This window comes from Pseudoalteromonas sp. BSi20495 (genome assembly GCF_000241185.1).
Classification (GTDB): domain Bacteria; phylum Pseudomonadota; class Gammaproteobacteria; order Enterobacterales; family Alteromonadaceae; genus Pseudoalteromonas; species Pseudoalteromonas fuliginea.
On record NZ_BADY01000118.1, the window covers coordinates 1 to 23,233 of the forward strand.

The following is a 23,233-nucleotide window of genomic DNA, read 5'->3' on the forward strand; positions in this document are numbered from 1 at the left end:
TACCTTGTAAAAACTAAACCACATACCCAACTTAACCAAACAAAAATTAAGATGGGTGTCATTGTTATATTTTTAAGTGATTAAAACTGCTTGATTAACGTATATGGTGCATCGGCGGCTAGTCGTGTCACAATATAACTATAAGAAGAAGAATAACTACCACGTTCGACTGCATTTGCCATATGCAGAACTATGTCCTCAATACCATCATGGTTATAGTCACCCTTGGCCATTATCGTTAACCTTTGAATACCACCACTGTTGTCGTAATAAATAGCTTGGTCATCATTTACAGGTTCCACTTTTTTAATGTGGCTCATTTCGTCCCAGCTACTCGCTTTTGCTAAACGGCGCTCGTCATCGTTCGAGATAATTAAAGACAACTCAGGCGGCATCTGTTTAGGCAATGCTAAACTGTGCTTAAATGAACTTAAAAAGCTTTCTTTTGAAGGCTTCAATTTCCCCATATCAACCCATGTGGAACAAATTTTATTAGTAGCAATTAACGCGACATGCTCTTTATAATCTGCTGATTTATAGCCCTCTTGCAATGCTTTAGATAAAACTTTGCAACTATCAACTTTAATAGCTGGCTTACTACCTAAAACAACCTCATAGGAATAAAACCAGTTTTTACTAAATAAAGCATTAACCTGCTCCGGCGTTTCCAACACTTCCGGTTCCATAAAATACCCATTAGTTTTATTCTCTAAACTATATGTTGGAGCTATTTTATTTTCTTTTATATTTGCACATGCTGTACTAGAGATACTAATACATATAAGTAAAGTCGTTTTTTTTATCATTTGGCACTCTTGAATAGGTTGCGGACATAAGTATTACGCTCAGCTGATACATCTTTTCTATTTGATTCAATGGCTGCTTGTTTGAAATCACATACTTTCATATGTTTATTAAAATTTGGAAACTCGTCTTTAAGCTCAGGCATACCTAAATTAAAAATCATATCAAATAGCGCTAATTTTACATCGTTAGGGTAACTTGAAAATTCTGACGCACCGTAAATAATTTTAAGCTCACTTTCAAATGTTTTTATATGCTGTTCAACTTGAGCTTCCCTTACGGCCTCTGTAATGACCAATTTAGTGAAAGGCTTATAAAAAGGAGCCGCTTGACTCCCAAAAGGCTTTGATTTAATTAGTTTAAATTCATCTTCAATTTGTTTTACCGAGGCAATGGCACCCGTATCACGAAAGGTAAAAGGTACTTTTTTTGCCGCTTCAACATCTTTTAATAAATGACCAACGCCAACTGTTACTTTGCCCTTTGTGTCTAAATACATATGAGGAATATTACCTTCATATTTCTTCATATTTTGTTTTAATGTTACTTTTAAATTGCCAGATATTGGAACAATCGCAGCTGTTACAGCACTCGCCAGCTTTTCATTGATTTTTCTATGGGTGCGGCCATTTGGATCTATTTTTCCATCAGGGCGTACCATATTTACCACTTTACTTTGAAAGAGCTTTATAGCCGCTACTGTTTTAGAGTTTTCAGGGCGTGAGCCTAAACGACCGTCTACAGTAAGTTTTCTAGTAGGCGCTATGAGGGAAAGAAGTGAATTTAAAGCGTTTTGCACTGCCTTGATATCGTCTGGCTTATTTGCGCCGCCCATCCCTACAGATTGGATTAATTTCATTGCTGGCATCGAAGTGTCCTTTTCTTTTGTGTTATGTTTTTTAAGTACAACGTGTTAGTAGTAAATTAACACCCACTATATAAAGTGGGTGTATTTGTTATTTTCTTTGTTTTTCTAAATTCAACATAATGAAAGTAAATGTATGAAGTCAAGATTTGACCCTATTTACTTTTGACCCTATTTACTTCTCACGGCGTACACAGCGTGAAATACAGTGGTAGTACTTTGTATCAACCAAACTTACTTGACGCTTTCTTGCGATTGCCATAAGGCACCTGCTCACTTTTTATACTGATAAAAGCTTAGTACTTAGTTCGCCAAACTGAAAAAAAATAGAGTGGCTGTCTAGTTTATTTATGTAATATAGATTTACAATGAGTGCCTATGTTATTTTATAGTTGTACAATTTTAGCCTTATTCCAAATATCACATGGTATATCAGCTTTTCTAGTGAAAGGGAATGAAGGCCCTCCTAACAGATCAAAGAGCATATAGGATAAAACCATATCTCCTTTTTTAGTCTCTAAAATAACAAGCCTTTGTAGTGAGTCATTAAAGTATTTCTTTTCACCTTGGTCGATAACTAATACTGTTACCGAAATAATTTTCTCATTTATCATATGAGACCAATTATTGATAGAAGAATACTCAGAATCAGCACTATCCATATAAGAATACCAATCCCTATCATAATAGTTAGTATCATCCTCTTGACCATTATAAGTATCAAACCAAGAGACAACTGAGCACTTGAGTGTATCACCAGCAAAACCAACAACATCACCATTATCTAAATGGAATAGTAAAGCTCCAGATAAGTAATTAAATATCTCATCTACTGGAACCTTATGTTCTTCCAACCATAGATCTAGAACCCCTGGACTATACGCTTGAACGATTTTTACTATATTATGTTTTTTTAAAGCATCAACCACTCTTTTATTTTCTGTAAGTCCATCACGATATTCTTCATCTCTCATCGGTATAATCCTTAACTTTTACCTAGTAGGTTTTTAACCATATCTATATTTTGTCTGATAGCTGTTTTTGTACTTTTAAGTCCTTTCTCTGTTGCATATTTACCAGCATAGGCATCCAATGGATCCGCAATAACTGGTCGACCATCTCGACCATACATTATTTGTAAATCTTGAATCACGAGATCATCTTTATTAATAATATCCTGAATCCTTTCTAATTCTTTTAAAGTATCAGGTGTAATTGAATTTCTGACATCATCCATTGTTAAACCTTGAGGGTTATTCCCTTTCCTAATACTTTGAACATCTTTACCATTAAATAGTTTTCTTTCTGCAACCAACCCCTTTACATCACTTCCATCGGCATGCTTTAGGGATTTCTCACCATATATTTTTAACACCGGTATATTATGCTGTTTCTCAAGATAATCTAATAAAAAAGCTTCCTGCCTTAAATCATCCATTGAGTGAGGTTTATTATGATGAACTTGTTTTATTGGTGTTAAGAAGACGGTATCATTATCAATAATATAAGCTTCTTTAAATGCTCCTTTACCTAATAAATTCTCCTTATTTAGCACTGAAGGTGATATCACGACCGATTTAAGCATTTCATCAACAGTATTGTTATTAATATGTCCAATCATTTCATCTGCGGTATAACCTGAATCTTTTAATTTAGTAAGTGCTATTATTTTTCTTTTAATTCTAATGGAATAGCTGAATTAGCATCAAGGGCTGCTTTTACTTTTGCTTGCCCTTCTTTACACAACAACCCAAACGGATCCACCCAATTAACCGGGTTCGGCGCATATTGATAGTGGTTTATGCCACCCACCAACCCTATCGGGTCTTGGTTTATAAAACGTTGCTGTTTAGGACTATAATAGCGGTAGCGGTTATAGTGTAGGCCACTTTCCTCGTCTAAATACTGCCCCTGAAAACGGATTGGCTGAGTGAAGCTGCTTTCTTTATTAAAGTCAGGCTCGGCTTCTGGCTCCTCATAACCATACACATCGGCTTGGTTTTCCCACACGACTTCTGTTTTGTTGTTTGTTACAAAACGCGGGGTATTCAGTTGGTCTAGGTGGTAATAGTAAACCTCGCCTTTTTTAATCAGTGCTACTGGGTGAAATTGATTTGGCAGGTTGATATACCAGGTATATTCACCATTTTGGCATTCGCCGATTAACTGATCGTTATCCCAAATGTAGTCAATTTTACCGTGTTCGGTGTGCTTGGCGATACGGCGCCCGAGAGGGTCGTAGTCGTATTGCGTAAGCGTGCCGTTGTTGTTAAAACAGCTTAACTGGTTAAACGCGTTGTATTCGCGGCGGGTTTTTATGCCTTTGCCGGTTTCGCGTATTTGGTTACCAAATTCGTCGTAGTAAAAGTCGCTGTCGCCAAAGTGTGTTAGGCGGTCGGCGTCGGTAGCACTGTTTATTATCGTGTTGTTAGTGCTTTCATTGTTTACTACAGAGTCAGCATTACTACTATTTTCATTACTATTTGGCGCTAAATCGCTGTATTCGTTATGGGTGGAGCGCGTTAAATCAATAGAAGAGCTGGCTGTATGCTCATTACTGGCTGCATCAAGTTTTGTACTTTGCTCGCCGTTAGCTGTATCACTAGCTTCTGTACCGCTAGTGTCTGCATCGTTTGTGTTTGATTGAACAGTTTGGCTTTGCGGGTTACCAAAGCTATCCCACTGGTAGTGTGTGGTTGTATCAGCACGTGAGCTTGCCAGTGTTTGTTGTATTAACTGCCCCAAGCTGTTGTATTCAAAATTAATGTTTTGGTTGCTTACACCTTCATTTTTACGGGCAATCAGCTGGTTTACGCTGTCGTAATTGTACGTACAGGTATCAAATAATGCTTGCGCTGGGTGTGTAAGCTGTTGCTGCTTTAAGCGGTTAAATACATCAAACTGTTGAGTAAGGGTTATGCTGTTACCAAACTGCTGGGTTTTAATATTACCTTGGCTGTCGTAACTTAAGGTTACAAGCGACTGTGCGAGCTCAACCTCTTTGCTATTGGTTTGCAGTAAGTTAATACCACTTAGCTGGCCAAACTGGTTGTAGCTGTATTTAAGCGTGGTTGAATCTGGCAGTGTCAGGGTTTGCCTTCTGCCGTATTCGTCGTAACTATATTGTAATGTATGCGCTTGTTGCTGATTATGTACTTGCTCGGCGCGCAGTAATCGCCCGCCTTTATCAAACGTTTGTTTAAGTGTTGATTGCGCATTATGTGCACGCGCTATTTTACCTTGCTTTGTGTAGCTGTAATAATTGGCGTTATTAACAATATGAGCGTCGCTTGCAAGGCTTGCATGCTGCGCAGTTACACGGCCTAGGCTGTCGCGCTCTATTTTTACGTGGCGTTTGTTACTTTGCGTTACTGAGGCTAAACGGTTACAGGCATCGTATTTATACTGCTGTAGCGTGCCATCAAACCCCGTTACTTGCGTTGGATTTTCGTTAGCGTCGTAACTTATCCGGTATACGTGGCCGTCGCTTCGCTCAATGGCCGTTAAGTTTCGCTCTTTGTCGTAGGTTAAATGCAGTGCGCTGCCATCGGGCTGAATGACACAATGCGGTTGGCTTAGCCCTTCAAAGTGTTGCTCTGTGGTGTCGCCTTTGCTGTTTTGCGAGCTAATTAACCGCCCTGCTTCGTCGTAACTAAAATATTGATGCTGTTTATTTTCAGGCTTGTTTTCATCAAAGGCAATTGTTTGTATAAGCTGGCCGTGCTCATTGTATTTATATTGAGTGAGTAAGCCTGCGTTATTAAGTGTGGCATTTACGCGGCCTAAATTGTCGTAGCTGTAACGTATTAGCTCATCGTTGTGGTGTTTGGCTAACAGCTCGCCTTGCTCGTTCCAAATAAATTTGGTGATTTGACCATTTTTATTAATATGCTGGGTTAACTGGCCGAGCTTATCGTAGCTGTATAATGTGGTGCGGCCATCGCCAAAGGTTTCGCTTTGTAATAAGCCAGCCACACTGTATTTACGCGTAATGGTTTGGCCATCAGGTAAGGTAGTTAATACACGTTGCCCAAGTTGGTTGTAAGCAAAATGGGTTTGGCTACCATCTGGCTGCGTTATTGTTTCTAATTGGCCGAAAGGTGTATAGCTATAGCGCGTTGTGCTGCTGTCGGGCTTTATTTCACTGAGCTTTTGCCCTTGCGCATTGTATGTATATTGCCATACGTTGCCGTTAGGGTCGGTATGTTTTACCAGCTTACCTTGTGCGTTATGTACAAAGTGCTCTTTGTGGCCGCGAGAATCTATACAGGTTGTTTCACCAGCCTCTAAGTTATATTCAAACTGGTAAGTATAGGTATTGTTATCGCCCCACTGTTTTATACATTTAGCGCTGGGTGAGTAGCTATCCCACTCAAAATGGTGGCTAAAGCCACTGGCTCGGGTACGCTTTGTTAATAAATTAGCGGCGTTGTAGGCGTAACGCTCAGTTTCGTTTTGCTGATTAGTTGCTTGAATAAGGTTGTTGTTTTCGTCATATTCATAGCTTGCAAGTACAGGGTATATAAGCTGCTGTTTATTATTTTTATCTGTGTGGTAAGCCGCAATTTTACTTAGTAAACCCTGTTGGTTGTAACTAATAATACAGCCACGTGCTTTGTTTACTTCTATACGATTTATGCGCTCTTTAGCATCGTAATAAAAACCAATACTTTGGCCTTTTTCATTGATTATTTTTTCAAGTAACCATGAATTTTCACCGGCTTTAAAGGTCAAGTGTTGATCGTCTGGCGTAACGAGGACTTGCTTACCATTAGTTTGATAATGTAGCGCAAGGTTACTGCTTAACTGATAGCTCGATTGCCCAGGCTTTACTTTTTCAAAGCGGTGTTTAGCGCCGTGCTCATCTTGGTACTCTAACCAGTAAGTCCCTTTTTGCTTAGGGCCCACTTTTGGCGGCGGCAAATAATGCTCTGTAAGGCTTGCCATAAAATCGTGGCGCCAACCATTTCCCATAACACTGCACACATCGGCATGGGATGAGCGGTACAAACGTCGCCATATTAATTGGCGACTGCCTGCTAAAGTAAAATCAATTAGCGGCAGTATTTCTTCACCCGATAGCATTGAAACCGGATCTGAACGGCATTCTTGCTCAGTAATGGGTGTTTCACTTGGCGTCGAATCGCTTGCCCCCCCCGTATTTGTTACCGGTGCTTGCGCGGCACTTTTTCCTGACGCGGGTGACTCGCCCTTTTTAGCTGATTTTTTACCTGCTGAGCCAGCATTTGTATTATCGCTGACTTGAATAGCCGACTTTGCTTTTTGGTGATAGCAACTCACAGTACCTGCAACTAACGCTTGCGAAAGTACACTGGCAGTTTCACGTGCTGTGGCACTACGAGGACATTTCACACCGGCAGTGTTGAGCAAGTTAATTACGTCGAGACGTTTAGTTGCATCGCTTGTTAATGTACTGCCAACTTGAGCAATTTGCTTTTTAGCACTTTCAGGCGTGTTAGCTACTACAGGAGCATAACCAGATGGCGTTTGACCTTTACCAGCAACGAGGCAAATAGGGTAACTTTTTCCTTGTAAAACAACTGTATTACTTTGCATTAGTTGTGTGCTTCCTCACTTATCCATAAGTATGATGCTACTGCTTGGTGCTTTGCTTGTTCTTGCGAAATCATAAGAGCGTGTTTGCAATGATTTTCAATAACGGGACTCGTTGTTAATTGATATAAATTAACAACGCCTTCCAGCGCACCAATTTGGCCTAACTTATAATTAGGCAGCTCATAATGTGTCTGCTCATTAATTAACGCACTGAGCAGCTGTAAATCGTTTAACCACACTTCACTGTCGTGGTTAATGCCATTTCCTGGCGCAAAAATAATATCAATAGACTGCTGAGCTTGCTCAGCCACTCGAGTAAACATACCGTTTAATTGATTATGTTTAACAAGATCAATTGAGGGTGTTATTTCGTAGTTTACTTGCGACCACCCAGTTTTTTTTGCCCCAAGTGTTGCAAATGCTCCGCCAACACCTTGGTAGCTGTATTGCCCTGATGCATCAGCTTTAAAAGTTGCATCAAGCGCAATTATATTTACTTTTTTCCAACGATTTTTTTTAGTTAAAGCAACTGCGACATGTGCACTCGTTACACCATAAAATAATAAGTGTTCAACATGATCTGGGTATAACTGCTTTAAACTGCTTTCAAGTAATTGCTTAAGCTCACTTTGATAAGATAATGCAGGCAAAAGCCAAACAAGCGGCGTATTAAAGTCTTCTACTTTATTAATTAGCTCTTTCGATTTTACGATGCAATCGTAAATACATACATCCCACGACTGCCATTTTTTCCCTTCTAGGGCGGCAGTCACATCACCATATAGTAATTCATCTACACTTGTCGTCGCAGGCATTGATAAATAATCTATTGATACGCTAAAAGCACTCATAACAATGTTCCTGAGTTTTCTTTTCTAGCGGCAACAGACTGATAATAAGTATATAGATTAAATACCGCTTGGCTTTGACAATCCATTGCTGACATCTCTATCGCATTTAATGGCTCATTTAATGTTCTGCCTGCAAGTAACCTCAGCGAAGACATCTGGCTTTCATAGCTTGGCCAGTTAGCCTGTAACTGCCGCTGAAAATCTAAACAGGCTTGTTCATTACCATTTCTCGCTTGCATTTGTGTTTCAAAGTTTACGAGTACATCTAATTTTTCACCAAGAATACGTTTAATCAAGGCAACTATTTGCTCTGGCTTTTTTACTTGATGCAGCACAGTATTAGCAAGCGGGATAAGCTTTACAAACCCACTTTGTAGTAATACTTGCAAAGTATGATCAACAGATACAATGTTGCTTGCATAGTTACTAACAACATTAACTTGTTCAAGACTTAGCGATAGTAAAAAAAGAGACATTAACGGTGAGTTAACAAGTCCATTTTTGGTTAAATTATCAAAAATATTTATTAGTTCTTTGGTATTCGATTTACTTGTGACGAATAAAATCTCTTCAATTGCGCTCAAAGCTTGGTCTGAAATTTTATCCTCAGTGCTATAAGCTAAAAACAAAGTGCTTATATCAATTAAAGGCACAAGGTTGAGGCTGTGTTGCTGTAATAAAACTTTACGTATAATTAACTTTGCAACCGCGCGTAACTCAGGCTCGTTAAGCACACAGTTGATAAACTTAATATTTACGGTTTGAGGAAGGTTTGCCATTATTTCTATACAAGCTTGAGAAATAGAATTATGGGTCTGTCCACTTTCCTGAAATACAATTAGCTGCTCTAAATTTGGCTTAACAAATACTTGGCTTAAGTTATTACGTTTAGCATTTAACCAACATAACTCTAGTAGCCTTTTTTTGAGTGTTTTAACATGCCCTACAGAAGTAAACGGGCAAAGCTGCGCATTACTAATTACCAGCAATTGAGCTTCATAGTTACTTAAGTAATTAGATAGCAACGTTAGCCACCTATTAATACAGTCGGATTACCAACAACAATTTTTCCACCATGGGAGCTATCATCACCCATTCTTGCGGCTGGTTTTCCATTAATTTTAACTGAGCCAGATCCTGACTTAATGCTATCGGGTGGACCAATACATACCATCATGTCGCCTTTGCGAGCTGCGGGCATACTTCCAATTAATACATTGCTAGAGCCTAGAACAACAGGACCACCAACATGCGGAACTGTGCCGGTAGTTTTAGGACACACATGCATATGACCAATTGTAGCTGCTGGCTTACCCATTTAGACTCCTTGTCTTATTACTGATTTTTAAGTAATTCTATTATTCGTATAAAGGAATAATTAATAATTTATTATGTGCAACTAAGCGAGATAATTCATCAATTAGTTCACTTTTAGTATAATCCGAAAGCGCCACAGGGCTTTGCATTACATACTGATATAACCCTGATACAACATCCTCACTATTTAACGAGGTATGTAAGTATACAAAAAACTGTTGTGCATAGTAGCCATCCATTGCCTTTAAATGACTTAATGCAGGATTTAGCAATGGATCATCAGGCCTATTAACTGGTAAACAAATCAAATGAGGCAACCCATAACGACAATATACAACATGCCCATTGTTATTAATGCCATTTCTCAAACCTGTTTGAAAACTATTTATTATTTCCATAATTGCATTAATTTAATTTAATTAAACCGGCAGATAAAGTAATGGCACTGCCATCCACTTTTATATTACTACCTTTAATATTTATATTAGTGCCTTCAATAGTTATATTACCACTGCTACTCATTTTAATCTGAGCAGATCCTGTTTTAATAATAATTTCATCACCGGCTTCGATATTTAATTTTTTTCCTACTTTTAAAGTATCATTCTCACCTATATCAGCAATATGGTTTTTAGCTACTTTTAAGCTGTCATTGTTAGCTATATCTACTTTTCGATCGTTACCAATTTCAACATTATGGTCGTTATCGGTTTTATCATTTTGATCGTTTTTAACATATAGTTGTTTATCTTTTTCAGCTTGTATGTATAAAAGCTCACTGCCTTTTTTATCTTCAAAACGCAGCTCATTGAAGTTATCAGCGCCACCTTCTTTTGTTGATCGTGTTTTAATCCCACTTTGTGTTTTTTCAGCGGGTAATGCATACGGAGGCATTAAATCAGCGTTATAAATTGCGCCGCTAATAATAGGTTGATCTGGGTCACCATTTATAAAATCAACAAGTACTTCTTGCCCTACACGAGGAAAGAAAAAGGCGCCCCACTTTTTACCAGCCCAATTTTGAGCAACACGTATCCAACATGAACTTTTCGAATCTTTTTTGCCTTCTCGGTCCCAGTCAAACTGCACTTTAACGCGACCAAATTGATCAATCATTATTTCGTCAGCACTGTCGCCAGTCACTATTGCCGTTTGCACACCATTGATTACAGGCTTCTTTTTATTAATTTGTGCTCTGTATGGTATTTCTTTTGGTACACATTCAAAGTGATTTGAGTAAACCTCGTCTGCCGCGCTTTGCTGACCACCTGATTGATTAGGCACCGTTATTGACGTCATCATTGACGTTATAACAAAGGTTTTACCTTCTAATCTAGGATCTTCATGTTTTTTAAAACCAAATAATTTACCCACGGTAAAAGAACGACAATCACTTTTACCGCTTGATAATTTCATGTCTCTTTGCAATGACTCTAACTGTACCGATGCCATACTTGCTGCACGAGGGTGACATTCAGACTCACCTGTATATTCGAATATTTCTGATACCGATTGTGTTGGCAACTCAGGATTTGCTTGCTCTCCATCAGGGTATCTTGAGGGTTGCTTAAAATCGTACCCAACACGTTTAAAGCTACCAGGGGCAATGCTTAAACCACCTTGCCAGCGTGATACATGCGACTCGCTAAGGTGTCCGGTTGAATAAACTACCTTTGCCTCTCCACACACTTCGTAGGCTGTAACATCGTCAGCTAATACAAGTGTATGATTGCTGTTTGAGTGTTCAAAGAAGTAAAAAATGCCTTCATGTTGAAGTAAGCGTTGTATAAAATCAAAATCTGATTCTTGATATTGAACACAATATTCGTATTTAGGGTAGGTTTTGCTTGTTTTGTCTGAAAAGGCAACACCGTGTTGGCCAAACAAATCTGTAAAAATATCTTTAATTGTTTTCTTTTGAAAAATACGACTATTTTTACGGTTGCGCATTGACGCCGCAAAAGGAACTATTGTCGCTTGATAGTCAATATAATTTTTTTGTTCATCGACATCCGCTGTACGACTGCCATTTGAAACAAGATGACTGACTATGCCATGGTAATAACGTTCGCCGCCACCCTCAGCATTTTTTACTTTTATAGAAACAGGCTTACCAACTAAGTCTTCATGTGCTATTTGCTTGCCAATCGTATACATATTAGCTGACATAACAAATAAGTCAGACATTGCCTCTTGGGCGACAAAACGAGTTAAATAGAGGGCGTCTTTACCAGCAGGGGTGCTAATTTGAATTACGTTTTTATCTTGTGTTGCTTTTTGCATTCCTTGCTTTTCCCATCCTAGAGATCAAAAAAAGCTCTGAGCAAAGCCCAGAGCCATTATTAGACAACAAATATTACATTTGTTGACCTTTAACACCGCTGTAACCATATACAAGTGGCGCAGTAATGTTATTTTTGTCGTCTGTCGGTGTAACAGTCATCATCATTTCAGTGTAGCTGATAGTGATTGTTTCAATTGGACGATCGTTCTGTACTGATACTGAATAGCTAGAAATCATTGCATCTGTTAGTTCGATTTTCATGATTTCTTCAACTTTATCACCTTGTTTAGTGATATGGAAAATAGCTGGTAAACCTTTACCAATAGTTGCTTCTTTGAAAAGGTCAGGAGACGCTTTATCTTGAAGTTTAGTAATTGTTACATCGCCTAAACGAGTAGAGCTAGATTCACGATCCATCGCTGTACCAGTGGCTGAGCTAATTTCACGGCTTACGTTCCAATCAAGTGATAAAACTGTAATTAAATCTTTGAAAGACTCAGCAGTAGTTTCGCCTTTGATTGAACCGTATTTTAAATATGTATTTGCTTGCATTTGATAATGCTCCTTTTAATTAAACAATGTTATCCATTAATACTGGATTATTTACTTTGGTTTCCCAAAATTCCTTTGAAATCATTATCTTTATAACAGCAATGAAAAGGTCTTCAGAATTCCTTTCCCTAGATGAAGACAATGTCTCAAAAATTCCATGTAGTTACCTAAGACACCAAAATTATAATGCCCTAAAACTAAAGAAACAACCTTATTAATCAGTTATATTAAAAATAAATTTAATTTAATTCAATTTCAAATTCATTATCTTTAATTAACAACAATATACTACTAACTTTGTTGCCATCTACCATGCTAGATAATAAAACTTCAGATAATAAAGGTAATACTTTATTTTGCAAAATCGTATGTATATTCCTTGCACCCGACCCTGCATTTTGACAATTAGCAATAATATACTCAACAACATCACTTTTATAAGTGAGTTTTGCGTCATAATTCTTTTTAACTCTTTTAATTATTTTATCTATTTGAATCCCTGCGATTTCAGTCAGTATATTATCACTCAATGGAATATAAGGAATTACGTTAATCCGTCCTAAAAATGCAGGTTTAAATGAACCTAATAAATCGTCTTGTAATGCTTTTAATAAACCTTTTATACTTGGTTTACTCTCTTCATCTTCAAATAAGCTCATTGTGGTATCTGTGCCCACATTTGAAGTCATAATAATAATTGTATTTTTAAAATCGATGTCACGCCCTTCACCATCTTTAATTGTACCTTTATCAAATACTTGATAAAAAATATCTTGAACACCTGGGTGCGCTTTTTCCATTTCATCTAACAGCACAACACTGTAGGGCTTCCTTCTTACTGCTTCGGTTAAAATACCGCCTTCGCCATATCCGACATAACCAGGAGGTGAGCCGAGCAATAAAGACACCTTATGCTCTTCTTTAAATTCAGACATATTAATAATGGTGACATTTTCTTCGCTGCCATACACTTCTTGGGCAAGTGATAAGGCTGTTTCTGTTTTACCAACACCACTTGGGCCAGCGAGCATGAAAATACCATTTGGTCGACTTTCATCGGCTAGTTGAGCACGAGACGTTTGTACAACCTTAGCGATTAAATCAAGTGCATGATCTTGTCCTACTACACGCTCTTTCATTTGGCTTGCTAGGTTTAAAATGCCATGAATTTCATCTTCATGCATTTTCCCTACGGGTATTCCCGTCCAATCAGAGATAACCTGTGCAATCAACTCTTCATCCACTTGCCAATGCACCATGTTATGCTCGTATGAGGCAAGTTTATGTTTACTTTCTTTTAACCTTTCAAGCATCTGTGCTGAAGATTCATCCTCTTCGGAGTTTATTGATTCGAGTGCTTTGTTAAGATCTGTAACAATCTCTTTTTCTAATTTAAATTGCTCATTTAATGGCTCAAGTTGCTTTTCAATATCAACTAACTCAGCTTTTAGCGTATCTAATTGTTCAGAATGATCTAACCCCGTTTTTTGTTCGCGGTTTAGCATCTGTACTTGCGTTTCAATCTCACTTAATCTATTGACAAGTTGCTCTATATTACTGGGGGTCGATGCTTGGCTCATGGCAACACGCGCACAAGCAGTGTCGAGCAATGCAACCGCTTTATCTGGCAATTGTCTTGCTGTTATATAGCGATGAGATAAGTGAACAGCGCTCTCTAATGCTTGCTCAGAAATAAATACTTTGTGATGGCGTTCCATTACAGGCACTAATCCGCGTAACATAGCCACTGCTTTTTCTGGTGTTGGCTCTTCAACTTTAACAACCTGAAAACGACGAGTTAATGCGGCATCTTTTTCAAAAAACTTTTTATACTCAGCCCATGTTGTCGCAGCGATTGTACGTAATTCACCTCGAGCGAGTGCTGGTTTTAATAAATTTGCAGCATCATTTTGACCAGCGGTACCACCACTCCCTATCATAGTGTGCGCTTCATCAATAAAAAGAATTACTGGATTAATCGCATTTTTCACTTCATTAATTAAAGATTTTAAGCGATTTTCAAATTCACCTTTCATACCAGCCCCAGCTTGAAGCAAAGCTAAGTCTAAGCTATGAATTTTCACATTCTGTAACACTGCGGGTACATCTTTTTGTGCGATTCTAAGTGCAAGTCCCTCTACAACAGCCGTTTTACCAACACCGGCCTCACCGGTAAGAATAGGGTTATTCTGTCTACGCCTTGTTAAAATATCGACCATTTGACGAATTTCAAAATCTCTTCCTAAAATAGGATCAATTTTTCCTTCCAGTGCTTGCGCCGTTAAATCAACAGTAAACTGGTCAAGGCTAGGGGTTTTAGAACTTAAGTTTGTTTGTGCAGTTGCACTTTGTACCGAATGGTTTCGCTCTTCTGATTGGGCAACTATTTCTGGCCAGGCATGCAAGAGTTGCCCAGGTTCAATTTTATTAAATAACTTACTGCAACGAGTCACTAAGCTCGAAAGTGTATCGTCTTTAGTGAGTGTATAAAGAACATAAGCACTGCGAATTTGGTTATCTGTAAATTCTATACTTGTGCTTAACCACGATTGCTTTAATAAGCTAGTCACATGAACGGATAAACTAGGTGAAGACTCACTACCTGTTTTTAATGATTCAAGCGACTGATTTAAGTCTTGTTGAACTCTATCAATATCAATATCGAATGAGCCAAATATAAGCCTAACGTCATCTAATTTTTGTTCAATCATAGCAAGTAACCAATGCTCTAATTCAACAGTAAAATGACTACGGCTATTACAAATTGCAACAGCAGCTTCTAGGCTCTTTCTACAGTCGGGACTCAATTTTTCAACGAGCTTATTCAGTGTCATCGAAGACATACACTATTCCTTTTAATTTTAATTATCCTTTAAACGATAACTTAGTAGGTTTATTTTTAAATGTGTTTTTACCGGCGCCTAAAAAACTATTAGCGCCTAGTTGACAATTATTTTTAGAAAGCGATACCGCCTCTAACTCATGAAAATCAGATTCAATAATTAACCGAAATTGAACTGAATTTCCGACATAATCTTTTATAATTTTATTGCTAAGCTCAAACAAAGACCCTTTAGGTAATAACGATTTAGCTTTCGAGGGGTCATCTGAAGAAATATGAATTTCAATGCTTGATGAAACATCCCATATTTGCTTACCAATCACAGTGCCAACACCTAAGCGTGCATGTTGCCCTTCAAAGAGTGCCTGACTAGCTAGGCGTGTTTGCTCTTGAGGCTTAAGATCATGCCACTGGCCAATCATTTGTTTAATCGCAACATCACACCCTAAATAAGAAGTAAGAATGCTTTTTAGATCCGATGCATTTCTTATCTTTCGGCTATATAAACCAGAAAAATGAAGTTGATGTTCGTTGTAACCTCCACTTAACAAACCTAAAATTTGTGTGTATGGGTCTTTATTCTTATCTTTATTTATATGATTCAGTGATGGTTTATATTTTTTCCAAGCTCTGTAATACAAAGAAATTAGGCGATGATTAAACATGTCGTAAAAATCACGCATAGTGGTGTCTTTATATCTCAGGCGTTGCATAACCAATTCACTGTAAAATTGTGGTAGCGCACCTGAGCAACCTGTTAAGCCCATAAAAGATACCTGCATATTTACTTTATGGAGGCCATCTTCAAAACTTGTTTCCTCTAATTTTGTAATCGCGTTACCTGGGTAACCAAACTTTTGAGTTGCCGTAAATTTAATAAGCTCGTGCTTTGGGTTACTATCGTAGCCTACGTGACGGTGCTCTAAGCCATCCTTTTTAAGCTGGTTTTCTATTATGAAAACGGCTTTATAAAAGTCTATTTGCGATGCTTGAGAAATAATATGCTTAATCATAAAAGAGGACTATCACCCACTCTAGCTGGCCACTGATAATATATTTGTTCTTGCTCTTTTAATCTGAGGCTAACACGCGTAAAGCTGTTAATTGCAGCAAATTGTGCAAAAAAATGGTCTAAAATAGAGGCAAAGAAAAACATGCCGCTGCCAGAAAAGTCATCATTAGCAAAGGTAATTTCAATATCACTCCCCGTTGCAAAACTCACCCTACCACTTTGTACTACTCGTGCAGTTGAAGAGGTAACTAATACTCTGTAGATATTGTCAATCATGCCTTTTGTCTGCGGTGAAGCTCTAAAATCATAAAGACGAAGGACTTCTTTTAATTTGACACATGCATCATCACCACTAAAAGCATCTAGTGTTAAATGATTAACTAATTGCCACCTTGTTGCGTCAGCTAAAATTGGCCTAACTGCATGCGTAAAAGGAATTAAACAGCGGATTTTTTTAATTACATCACCACGTTCAGGCATAAGTAGCCCAAGCTCATCATCGCCAAAAGGCATACTTGCAGGTAAATTTCGGTTACTGCAATTTGCACGAACAGTTAATACTGTATTTCCCTCACCGTATTCCATTGCACTGTTTTCAAACGTCGCATCTACAAGTGATAAAAATGTCTCAGTTCCTGATTCAACATAACCACCGGCCCAAGATGCAGTTTCTCTTCGTATGTGCCAGAACAAGTCTTCATGCCCCTGGTATTTAGGGTGCGTTTGTCCGTAAAAAGGGGATACAATCTGCTTATTCCCTTTATGATCAAAAGCAATTACTTCACAAAGGCCAATCACCTCAGATATTTCTGAGTCCATATAGCGGGGTGTTAATTTATACTCGTATTCACTTATTTCTGGTCGTATTGGCTCTAGCTCTTGCTCAAATAGATTAATAATTGGCGTACAACCAAGTAAAAACATATTTTTATCAACTTGTTTTTCAAGTTCAGCTGATTCTGTATCTAAGTAAAAATACAAAGTACATTGATTAGACTTTTTAGGCAGTGACGACTTAATTCCTTGTAACTCAAAAAATCTAAACTTCTCTGGGAAAGTAAAATTTTCAACTAATAAACGATAACCTGAAGAAGAGCGCTGTGAATAAGGAACAACGGCTTCGTTTGCGTCGAAACCAACAGCTTTAAGTTGATCTTTTGATACGTACTTAATCCCTTCTTCGCCATTATCAATCGCAACTCCAATACAATGCTTAAAAAGTAATTCATACACTTTTAACGTATGGTGCCATTGACCATTGATGAATATACGTAGTCTCTCAAGTCCTGTTTCTGCCAGCGACACACCTTTGTATTCACCAGTTAACTCAAGTTTAAATATTGATTTTGCTTTTTCATGCCACCTCGGTTTAGGCGCAACAAATGGGCTGTTGTCAAACTGAGCGCTTGTTATTTCTACAGGCCATAAGTAAGTTTCATAACAGGTTTGAAACTTACATTGCTTCATAGATTCAACATTTGTTTCTACTTCACTCGCTCTAGGTATCACAATACCCGTGGTAGATAGGTTTTCGGCTTCTAACTTAACTATCGACATTGATGGTATTGGTGCTTGATAATCTGGCAGCATCTGACCCAGTAAGGCATCCGTTAGTTCAGGGAAACTATCGTCTAACTTTTGTCTAATATTGGCGGTTAAAAAAGCAAAGGATTCTATTAGTCTCGATACATGAGGGTCTTCAATATGATCTTCACTAAGCTTTAATCGCCCCGCAACCTTAGGATATTTATCAGCAAAGTCTTTACCTAAATGGCGCACAAATGCTAATTCACGATTATAATACTTTAATAATTCATCGTTCATAAAGATGCCTCAATAATTTTCATGCCTAAGTTAACTGGCTCAACTTCAGAATCAAAACTAATGAATTCAGGCTCGGGATCAGCATACAAAAGCGCATTTATTCGCAAATTGAGTACTCTATTAATTGGCACTTCTTCATCAGTAAACACCTCAACCTCAAGAAATCGTGGTTCAAATTTTAAAATCGTATCTCTGACCGTCTCACACAATAATGTTCGTCCTTCATGAGAGCTTACTGACATACTCGAAAAGTCAGGAAGCCCATATGATAAGCAAGATGTTGTTAATTCATCATATTGTGATGGCCATGTATGCCATTGAATTCGCGCATTAAGCAACGCTTCTATGTCTCTTCGCACATTTTTTCTGAGTTCACTAATCGTTATTCCTTCGGTGCGAGAAGGTGCATCTTGAAAGTCGGGCTCATCATCGATAAGTTTATCGATAATTGATGCTTGAAGCTGTTGCTTATGTTCAATCATGATTATTCAAATATAAATTAGGCTGTTTCGAGTGCGTTTATTTTTAAGTTAGGAATAGTGATTGCCTCGTCATTAACAAATAGCATTTTCATTCCTTTACCGATAATAAACTCGTCTTTAAGTTCTTCCCAATCAGACACTTGCCCTAACTTTTCAATGTCGCTGTTTGAATTTGCATAAACAAGCGGTAAATGAGCTGTACCTGATGGGCCATCTTTAATTGTTATTTCCACTCGTAACCAAATACTTTCAAGTAGTGATTCGTTAGGCTGTACTCTTAATGTTTCTATTTCATTAAAATTGGCTAAATAAAACTCGCCATTTGTACCTAACACTTCTAAATATGGGCCCAAGGTATCATCAAGATCTCGAATTCCAGTTGAATCATCTTGTGATATTGTAGCTCTAAGCGCTTCCATTTTTAGGGCTAACTCAGCGGCTTCATTAACTTCATTTTCGAGTAAAGCAACATGCATTTTTAAAAATAAAGTGTCGAGTTCATCTGCATCATGAAACAGTTTAGGAATTCCATTGCCTTGATAAAAATCAACTCTCGACTGCTGCGCACGAATTAAGTGACGAAGGTTGACCGCACCAACGGCAAATTCTGGGTTCTTTTGAACCATAAAATCTAATTGTTTATCTGCTTTTTCAAGTTCACCATTAATACAAAGTAGCTCTGCGTAAATACTTCTAATATCAAAGTTTAAAGGTTCATCTTGCAACTCAGTTGCGCAGCATGACAATGCATCAGTGAGTTTCCCCTCACGAATTAAGCTATGTATTTTTTTCATTACTATTCCTTTATTTTATGGTGAGGACTAAGCTCAGTTATTAATTTAATGCTAGAAACCATTTGATCTAATTGAAAGTGTGGTTGTAATTGCAAAACAGAAAAGTAATGCCCTGGATTAGCCTTATTTTCACTAACTTTTATCTTTGCATTACTTAATGGGTATTTGCTTCTGATTTGCTCAGAAGCTGAATCTGATGCTGTGGTATAGTTATTTACCCAAGCCTGTAAATCTCTTTCACATGCTTGCGCAGTACTGTATGAGCCTACGCGATCACGTGCTAATAATTTTAAATAGTGCGCAAAACGAGAAACACACAATATATACTGCAGCATTGAAGATAAACGCGCATTTATATTTGCAGCACTTGAGTCATAATTTTTTGCTTTTTGAACAGACGCATTACTATAAAAAACAATGTGTTCTGTATTTGTAACCGATGAAGCAGGAATAAAACCAAGCTCAGAAAATTGTTTCTCAAACTTACTTGTTACCAATAAATCCAAAGGCGGTTTAGCCTCTTTTTGATATGTATCATTAGCAAAGTTGTCTCGTGCTAGCCCTGTCACTAACCCTTTTGAAACTTTCCCTGGTTCAATGCCACGAATATGACCAAACCAGCCACTCTCACAGTAAGCTCTTATTATTGTTGATACGAACTGGAAAGAAGCATTTCCCCAAAGCATATCTGTTTCAGGGTCAACAATTTGCTCTTTAAAATAAAAATCTTGATGGCGTTTTCCGTCATTACTATAAGGTGGCCTAACGAGGACATGCGGTAATGTAAAGCCGATAAATCGCGACTCTTCCATCTTTCTAAAGCTCTGCCACTTTGCATATTCAGGCTGTTCAAAATGATTAAAAAGATCGGAGTAATAACCTAAGTCAGAAAAACTATCAGCGCCAAATAAATTGGGTGAAGCGGAACAGATGAAAGGAGAAAAAGCGGCAGCCGCCGTTCTTGATATCTCTTTTATTGTATCAATATCGTTGTAAGTCGTTCCTTCAGAAAAGGTATTTGTTATTTCGTAATCGCCAATAACAACCCCAAAAGGTTCTCCCCCGGCACTATCAAACTCGCTTTGATATAATAATTGGAAAAACATGCTTTGATCAAAATCAATCGCTTTATTTACATCCTTAGATAAGGTCATCCAATTACAGTTTAATACTTTTACTTTTACTTTATTTTCTTTATCGTATTGCTCGCTCTGCAATAAAAGCCACCACATATTACGCCAGCTAGCTTCTAATTTTTGAAAGCGTTTGTCATGAATAATTATATTTAGTTGTTTAGATATCAGCTGATCAAGCTCAACTATAATACGTTGTAGATAGGGACCTAAAGACTCCTTATTCCATGAAATAGGTGAATCAGAAGAGCCTTCAAGCCATAATAATAATGCTTTATCTAGGTTTTTTTCGTTTAAAAACCTATCAAGCAAAGCTTCATTATCACTTATTCGAGACTGCGACTTTTGTTGAAAAGTGAAGTCTTGATTTATAAATGAAAACTCTTCGTGATTCATTCTAATGCATTATCCTTAACGCTAGAGAGAGGTTAGTTAACCAATCTCAGGAATTTTAGCTACAAGGCGTAAAGAAGAAGTAAGCTCTTCCATTTGTAACCAAGGTTTTAACCAGGCAACAGCATTGTAAGCACCAGGTTGACCTGGAATTTCTTTAACCGATACTTTTGCATCAGCTAAAGGGTAACGTGCTCTAATATCTTGACCACCGCCCTCTGTCGCATTAACGTAAGATAGTATCCAACGATTTAACCAAGATTCAACGTCTTCTGCTTCCATAAAGCTACCAATTTTGTCACGAGCCATCACTTTTAAGTAATGCGCAAAACGAGACGTCGCCATTAAGTATGGTAATCGAGCTGAAATTGCAGCATTAGCAGTCGCATCTGGTGTAGAGTAAATTTGTGGTTTTTGACAACTTTGGCCACCAAAAAACACAGCGTAATCAGTATTTTTATAATGACAAAGTGGTAAAAATCCTAATTTGCTTAGCTCTGCTTCGCGACGATCTGTTATACCAATTTCAGTCGGACATTTTAGATCTGGGTCGCCGTCATCACTAGTGAAAATATGTGTTGGTAGGCCTTCTACTTTACCGCCACCTTCAGCACCACGAATAGCAGTACAAAAGCCGTATTGAGCAAAAGCTTTTGTCATATTTGTTGCCATAGCGTACGCTGCGTTGCTCCAGCAATAGTCTTTATTTTCAGTACTGACCGAACGACCATCTTTAGGCTCAACTTCAAACTCTTCGTAGTTAAACTCTTCCACTGGCTTCGAAGCAGCACCGTACGGCAGACGAGATAAGAAACGAGGCATTGTTAAAGATACAAAACGTGAATCGTCACTGTCTCTAAATGAGCGCCATTTTGTATACTCTAATGATTCAAAGACTTTTTCTAAATCGCGAGGTTTTGTCAATTCTTCCCAGTTATCGAAACCAAATAATGATGGCGACGATGCCGCAATAAATGGACAGAAGCCTGCAGCTGCAACATTAGACATTAAACTAAGTGCTTCAACATCTTCAGGATGATTAGTAAATTCGAAATCGCCAACGATTGTGCCGTAAGGTTCACCACCTGGTGTGCCAAATTCAGCTTCGTATATTTTCTTAAACGTCTGGCTTTGATCAAATTCAACCGCTTTACTTAAATCTTTATGAAGCTCTTTTTTCTTCATATTTAAAACACGGATTTTAAGTGTGCCACTTGTTTCTGAGTTCATCACTAGGTGATGTAATCCACGCCATGAACCTTCAAGCTTTTGAAATTCATCACTGTGCATAACAACACTTAGCTGCTTTGATATTTTTTGATCGATTAATTGAATTGCTTCATTAAACGTCACAGTCATGTTTTTATTCCACTGGACTGTCCCTTTCAAGGCTTCTTCAGTCAGTGTTTTAAGTAACTCTTCTGCGCGACTCGCATCTGTTTGCTTAGTTGCACCAATAGCTTGTTCAAGTAAAGATGAACTCACTTCAGTCGTTGACTCTAATTCTGTACTTAGTTGCTCTGTACTCATTTTTCAGTCTCCTCTAATTTAAGCTCTTTAGCGATAGAGTCTAAACTTGCGGTATTACTAAGTACTTCTTCTAATACATTTTCAAGTTCTTCTGAGCGGTCAATTTTAGTCATTAGGTCGCGTAGTTTATTACGTGTTTCCATTAATTTACGTAATGGTTCAACCTGATTTACAACAGCTGCTGGCTCAAAGTCATCAATCGATTTAAAGTTAAGCTTAACTTCAAACTGAGAACCTTCATCATTTAATGTATTGTCGACTAATAAATTCAGAGAAGGACTCATACGCTTTAAAACATCATTAAAGTTGTCGCGATCTATTTGTATAAATCGTCTGTCTTTAAGTGGCTTTAAGGCATCAGCATTATCTCCTGAAAAGTCCCCCATCACACCAACAACAAATGGTAATTCTTTTTTAACCGCTGCGCCTTCAGTTTCCACATCATAAGTGATATGTACTCTAGGCTTACGAACTCGTTTTAATTTATCATGGATACTCATTGAGAACTCCTTTTACTTATGTTTCAGTTTCGCTGATTTTAATGCCAGACAACTTAAAGTACCCAGTCCTAGCATCACTATCTGTAATTAGTTCATTTAATAACTCAGGTAGCGATAATTCGCTCCATCGAATTACTTGTTCTATCGTGTACGACATCGGCGAGTGAGGCTCTGTTTTTCTAAAGAATGTGGCTATTTCTTTTAGTTTACTTATTGCATTTTCTCTAGAGTTAATCTCATTGCTATTCGCTTTTTCAACTACGCCCTCGACTCCCGCATCGTTCTCAGTTTCTAGCTCAACATTTTCACTAGCATTCTTTTCAGCTAGCGCTTGTTCTGCCGCTTCAAGCTTATCTGCAGCAACGTGTTTTAGTGCCGCCAAACTCACTTCAAGTGCCTGCTTTATATTAGAAGTCGGCTGTGGTTGACCTGTCACTCTGTCCATTACTTCACTAAGCGTGGAAAATTGCTCA

General features: G+C 37.9%; 20 protein-coding genes and 1 pseudogene. All 21 read right to left on the minus strand.

Annotated elements, in window-relative coordinates:
* Nucleotides 1-80: 80 nt before the first annotated feature.
* Entirely contained in the window at nucleotides 81-806 is a 726-nt protein-coding gene (locus tag P20495_RS05730; RefSeq protein WP_050548480.1) for a hypothetical protein, read from the minus strand.
* Nucleotides 803-1,672, minus strand: coding sequence for a hypothetical protein (locus P20495_RS22250; protein ID WP_008137741.1), 870 nt, complete (start codon nucleotides 1,670-1,672; stop codon nucleotides 803-805). Before P20495_RS22250 ends, P20495_RS05730 begins: the two co-directional genes overlap by 4 nt.
* 181 nt (nucleotides 1,673-1,853) lie before the next feature.
* A pseudogene (locus tag P20495_RS21665) lies at nucleotides 1,854-1,931 on the minus strand (Mobile element protein); the annotation flags it as partial.
* Nucleotides 1,932-2,055: 124 nt separating this feature from the next.
* Nucleotides 2,056-2,643 (minus strand): hypothetical protein, encoded by a 588-nt coding sequence (locus P20495_RS05720; RefSeq protein WP_008137743.1) that lies wholly within the window; start codon nucleotides 2,641-2,643, stop codon nucleotides 2,056-2,058.
* Nucleotides 2,644-2,654: 11 nt separating this feature from the next.
* Nucleotides 2,655-3,290, minus strand: coding sequence for a hypothetical protein (locus P20495_RS05715; RefSeq protein WP_008137744.1), 636 nt, complete (start codon nucleotides 3,288-3,290; stop codon nucleotides 2,655-2,657).
* A 44-nt stretch (nucleotides 3,291-3,334) separates the two neighbouring features.
* Nucleotides 3,335-7,246: an RHS repeat-associated core domain-containing protein gene (locus P20495_RS05710; protein ID WP_008137746.1), complete on the minus strand. Its 3,912-nt coding sequence runs from the start codon at nucleotides 7,244-7,246 to the stop codon at nucleotides 3,335-3,337.
* Nucleotides 7,246-8,097 (minus strand): hypothetical protein, encoded by an 852-nt coding sequence (locus P20495_RS05705; RefSeq protein ID WP_008137748.1) that lies wholly within the window; start codon nucleotides 8,095-8,097, stop codon nucleotides 7,246-7,248. The genes P20495_RS05710 and P20495_RS05705 overlap by 1 nt, the downstream gene beginning before the upstream one ends.
* Entirely contained in the window at nucleotides 8,094-9,122 is a 1,029-nt protein-coding gene (locus tag P20495_RS05700; protein ID WP_008137750.1) for a hypothetical protein, read from the minus strand. Before P20495_RS05700 ends, P20495_RS05705 begins: the two co-directional genes overlap by 4 nt.
* Nucleotides 9,123-9,124: 2 nt before the next feature.
* On the minus strand, nucleotides 9,125-9,415 hold the full coding sequence (locus tag P20495_RS05695; protein ID WP_007377083.1) for a PAAR domain-containing protein: 291 nt from the start codon (nucleotides 9,413-9,415) through the stop codon (nucleotides 9,125-9,127).
* A 40-nt stretch (nucleotides 9,416-9,455) separates the two neighbouring features.
* A complete protein-coding gene (locus P20495_RS05690; RefSeq protein ID WP_007377084.1) occupies nucleotides 9,456-9,812 on the minus strand; it encodes a hypothetical protein in 357 nt (118 codons plus the stop codon).
* 7 nt (nucleotides 9,813-9,819) lie between these two features.
* Nucleotides 9,820-11,697 (minus strand): type VI secretion system Vgr family protein, encoded by a 1,878-nt coding sequence (locus P20495_RS05685; RefSeq protein ID WP_008137752.1) that lies wholly within the window; start codon nucleotides 11,695-11,697, stop codon nucleotides 9,820-9,822.
* Between the two features lie 73 nt (nucleotides 11,698-11,770).
* The gene (locus P20495_RS05680; RefSeq protein WP_007377086.1) at nucleotides 11,771-12,250 is read right to left on the minus strand and encodes a type VI secretion system tube protein Hcp; all 480 of its coding nucleotides are present in this window, start codon (nucleotides 12,248-12,250) and stop codon (nucleotides 11,771-11,773) included.
* 239 nt (nucleotides 12,251-12,489) lie between these two features.
* On the minus strand, nucleotides 12,490-15,093 hold the full coding sequence (tssH, locus tag P20495_RS05675; protein WP_008137754.1) for a type VI secretion system ATPase TssH: 2,604 nt from the start codon (nucleotides 15,091-15,093) through the stop codon (nucleotides 12,490-12,492).
* A 22-nt stretch (nucleotides 15,094-15,115) separates the two neighbouring features.
* Nucleotides 15,116-16,105, minus strand: a complete 990-nt coding sequence (gene tssG / locus P20495_RS05670; RefSeq protein ID WP_008137757.1) for a type VI secretion system baseplate subunit TssG — start codon at nucleotides 16,103-16,105, stop codon at nucleotides 15,116-15,118.
* Nucleotides 16,102-17,928: a type VI secretion system baseplate subunit TssF gene (tssF, locus tag P20495_RS05665; protein ID WP_008137759.1), complete on the minus strand. Its 1,827-nt coding sequence runs from the start codon at nucleotides 17,926-17,928 to the stop codon at nucleotides 16,102-16,104. The genes tssG and tssF overlap by 4 nt, the downstream gene beginning before the upstream one ends.
* Entirely contained in the window at nucleotides 17,925-18,410 is a 486-nt protein-coding gene (tssE, locus tag P20495_RS05660) for a type VI secretion system baseplate subunit TssE (RefSeq protein WP_007377090.1), read from the minus strand. Before tssE ends, tssF begins: the two co-directional genes overlap by 4 nt.
* A gap of 17 nt (nucleotides 18,411-18,427) precedes the next feature.
* On the minus strand, nucleotides 18,428-19,204 hold the full coding sequence (locus P20495_RS05655; protein ID WP_007377091.1) for a type VI secretion system accessory protein TagJ: 777 nt from the start codon (nucleotides 19,202-19,204) through the stop codon (nucleotides 18,428-18,430).
* Between the two features lie 2 nt (nucleotides 19,205-19,206).
* The gene (gene tssC, locus P20495_RS05650; protein ID WP_008137762.1) at nucleotides 19,207-20,733 is read right to left on the minus strand and encodes a type VI secretion system contractile sheath large subunit; all 1,527 of its coding nucleotides are present in this window, start codon (nucleotides 20,731-20,733) and stop codon (nucleotides 19,207-19,209) included.
* 36 nt (nucleotides 20,734-20,769) lie between these two features.
* Nucleotides 20,770-22,260 (minus strand): type VI secretion system contractile sheath large subunit, encoded by a 1,491-nt coding sequence (gene tssC / locus P20495_RS05645; protein WP_007377093.1) that lies wholly within the window; start codon nucleotides 22,258-22,260, stop codon nucleotides 20,770-20,772.
* The gene (tssB, locus tag P20495_RS05640; protein WP_007377094.1) at nucleotides 22,257-22,760 is read right to left on the minus strand and encodes a type VI secretion system contractile sheath small subunit; all 504 of its coding nucleotides are present in this window, start codon (nucleotides 22,758-22,760) and stop codon (nucleotides 22,257-22,259) included. Before tssB ends, tssC (P20495_RS05645) begins: the two co-directional genes overlap by 4 nt.
* 16 nt (nucleotides 22,761-22,776) lie before the next feature.
* Nucleotides 22,777-23,205, minus strand: a complete 429-nt coding sequence (locus tag P20495_RS22600; protein ID WP_242401495.1) for a hypothetical protein — start codon at nucleotides 23,203-23,205, stop codon at nucleotides 22,777-22,779.
* Nucleotides 23,206-23,233 lie beyond the last annotated feature (28 nt).

Bases quoted from the DNA above. Each gene is read 5' to 3' on its own strand.
- tssH (WP_008137754.1), bottom strand. From the start codon at position 15,093: ATGTCTTCGATGACACTGAATAAGCTCGTTGAAAAATTGAGTCCCGAC.
- P20495_RS05680 (WP_007377086.1), bottom strand. From the start codon at position 12,250: ATGCAAGCAAATACATATTTAAAATACGGTTCAATCAAAGGCGAAACT.
- P20495_RS22600 (WP_242401495.1), bottom strand. From the start codon at position 23,205: ATGGACAGAGTGACAGGTCAACCACAGCCGACTTCTAATATAAAGCAG.
- P20495_RS05730 (WP_050548480.1), bottom strand. From the start codon at position 806: ATGATAAAAAAAACGACTTTACTTATATGTATTAGTATCTCTAGTACA.
- P20495_RS05710 (WP_008137746.1), bottom strand. From the start codon at position 7,246: ATGCAAAGTAATACAGTTGTTTTACAAGGAAAAAGTTACCCTATTTGC.
- tssC (WP_008137762.1), bottom strand. From the start codon at position 20,733: ATGAATCACGAAGAGTTTTCATTTATAAATCAAGACTTCACTTTTCAA.
- P20495_RS05685 (WP_008137752.1), bottom strand. From the start codon at position 11,697: ATGCAAAAAGCAACACAAGATAAAAACGTAATTCAAATTAGCACCCCT.
- P20495_RS05695 (WP_007377083.1), bottom strand. From the start codon at position 9,415: ATGGGTAAGCCAGCAGCTACAATTGGTCATATGCATGTGTGTCCTAAA.
- tssC (WP_007377093.1), bottom strand. From the start codon at position 22,260: ATGAGTACAGAGCAACTAAGTACAGAATTAGAGTCAACGACTGAAGTG.
- P20495_RS05720 (WP_008137743.1), bottom strand. From the start codon at position 2,643: ATGAGAGATGAAGAATATCGTGATGGACTTACAGAAAATAAAAGAGTG.
- tssE (WP_007377090.1), bottom strand. From the start codon at position 18,410: ATGATTGAACATAAGCAACAGCTTCAAGCATCAATTATCGATAAACTT.
- tssB (WP_007377094.1), bottom strand. From the start codon at position 22,760: ATGAGTATCCATGATAAATTAAAACGAGTTCGTAAGCCTAGAGTACAT.
- P20495_RS05705 (WP_008137748.1), bottom strand. From the start codon at position 8,097: ATGAGTGCTTTTAGCGTATCAATAGATTATTTATCAATGCCTGCGACG.
- P20495_RS05690 (WP_007377084.1), bottom strand. From the start codon at position 9,812: ATGGAAATAATAAATAGTTTTCAAACAGGTTTGAGAAATGGCATTAAT.
- tssF (WP_008137759.1), bottom strand. From the start codon at position 17,928: ATGAACGATGAATTATTAAAGTATTATAATCGTGAATTAGCATTTGTG.
- tssG (WP_008137757.1), bottom strand. From the start codon at position 16,105: ATGATTAAGCATATTATTTCTCAAGCATCGCAAATAGACTTTTATAAA.
- P20495_RS05655 (WP_007377091.1), bottom strand. From the start codon at position 19,204: ATGAAAAAAATACATAGCTTAATTCGTGAGGGGAAACTCACTGATGCA.
- P20495_RS05715 (WP_008137744.1), bottom strand. From the start codon at position 3,290: ATGATTGGACATATTAATAACAATACTGTTGATGAAATGCTTAAATCG.
- P20495_RS22250 (WP_008137741.1), bottom strand. From the start codon at position 1,672: ATGCCAGCAATGAAATTAATCCAATCTGTAGGGATGGGCGGCGCAAAT.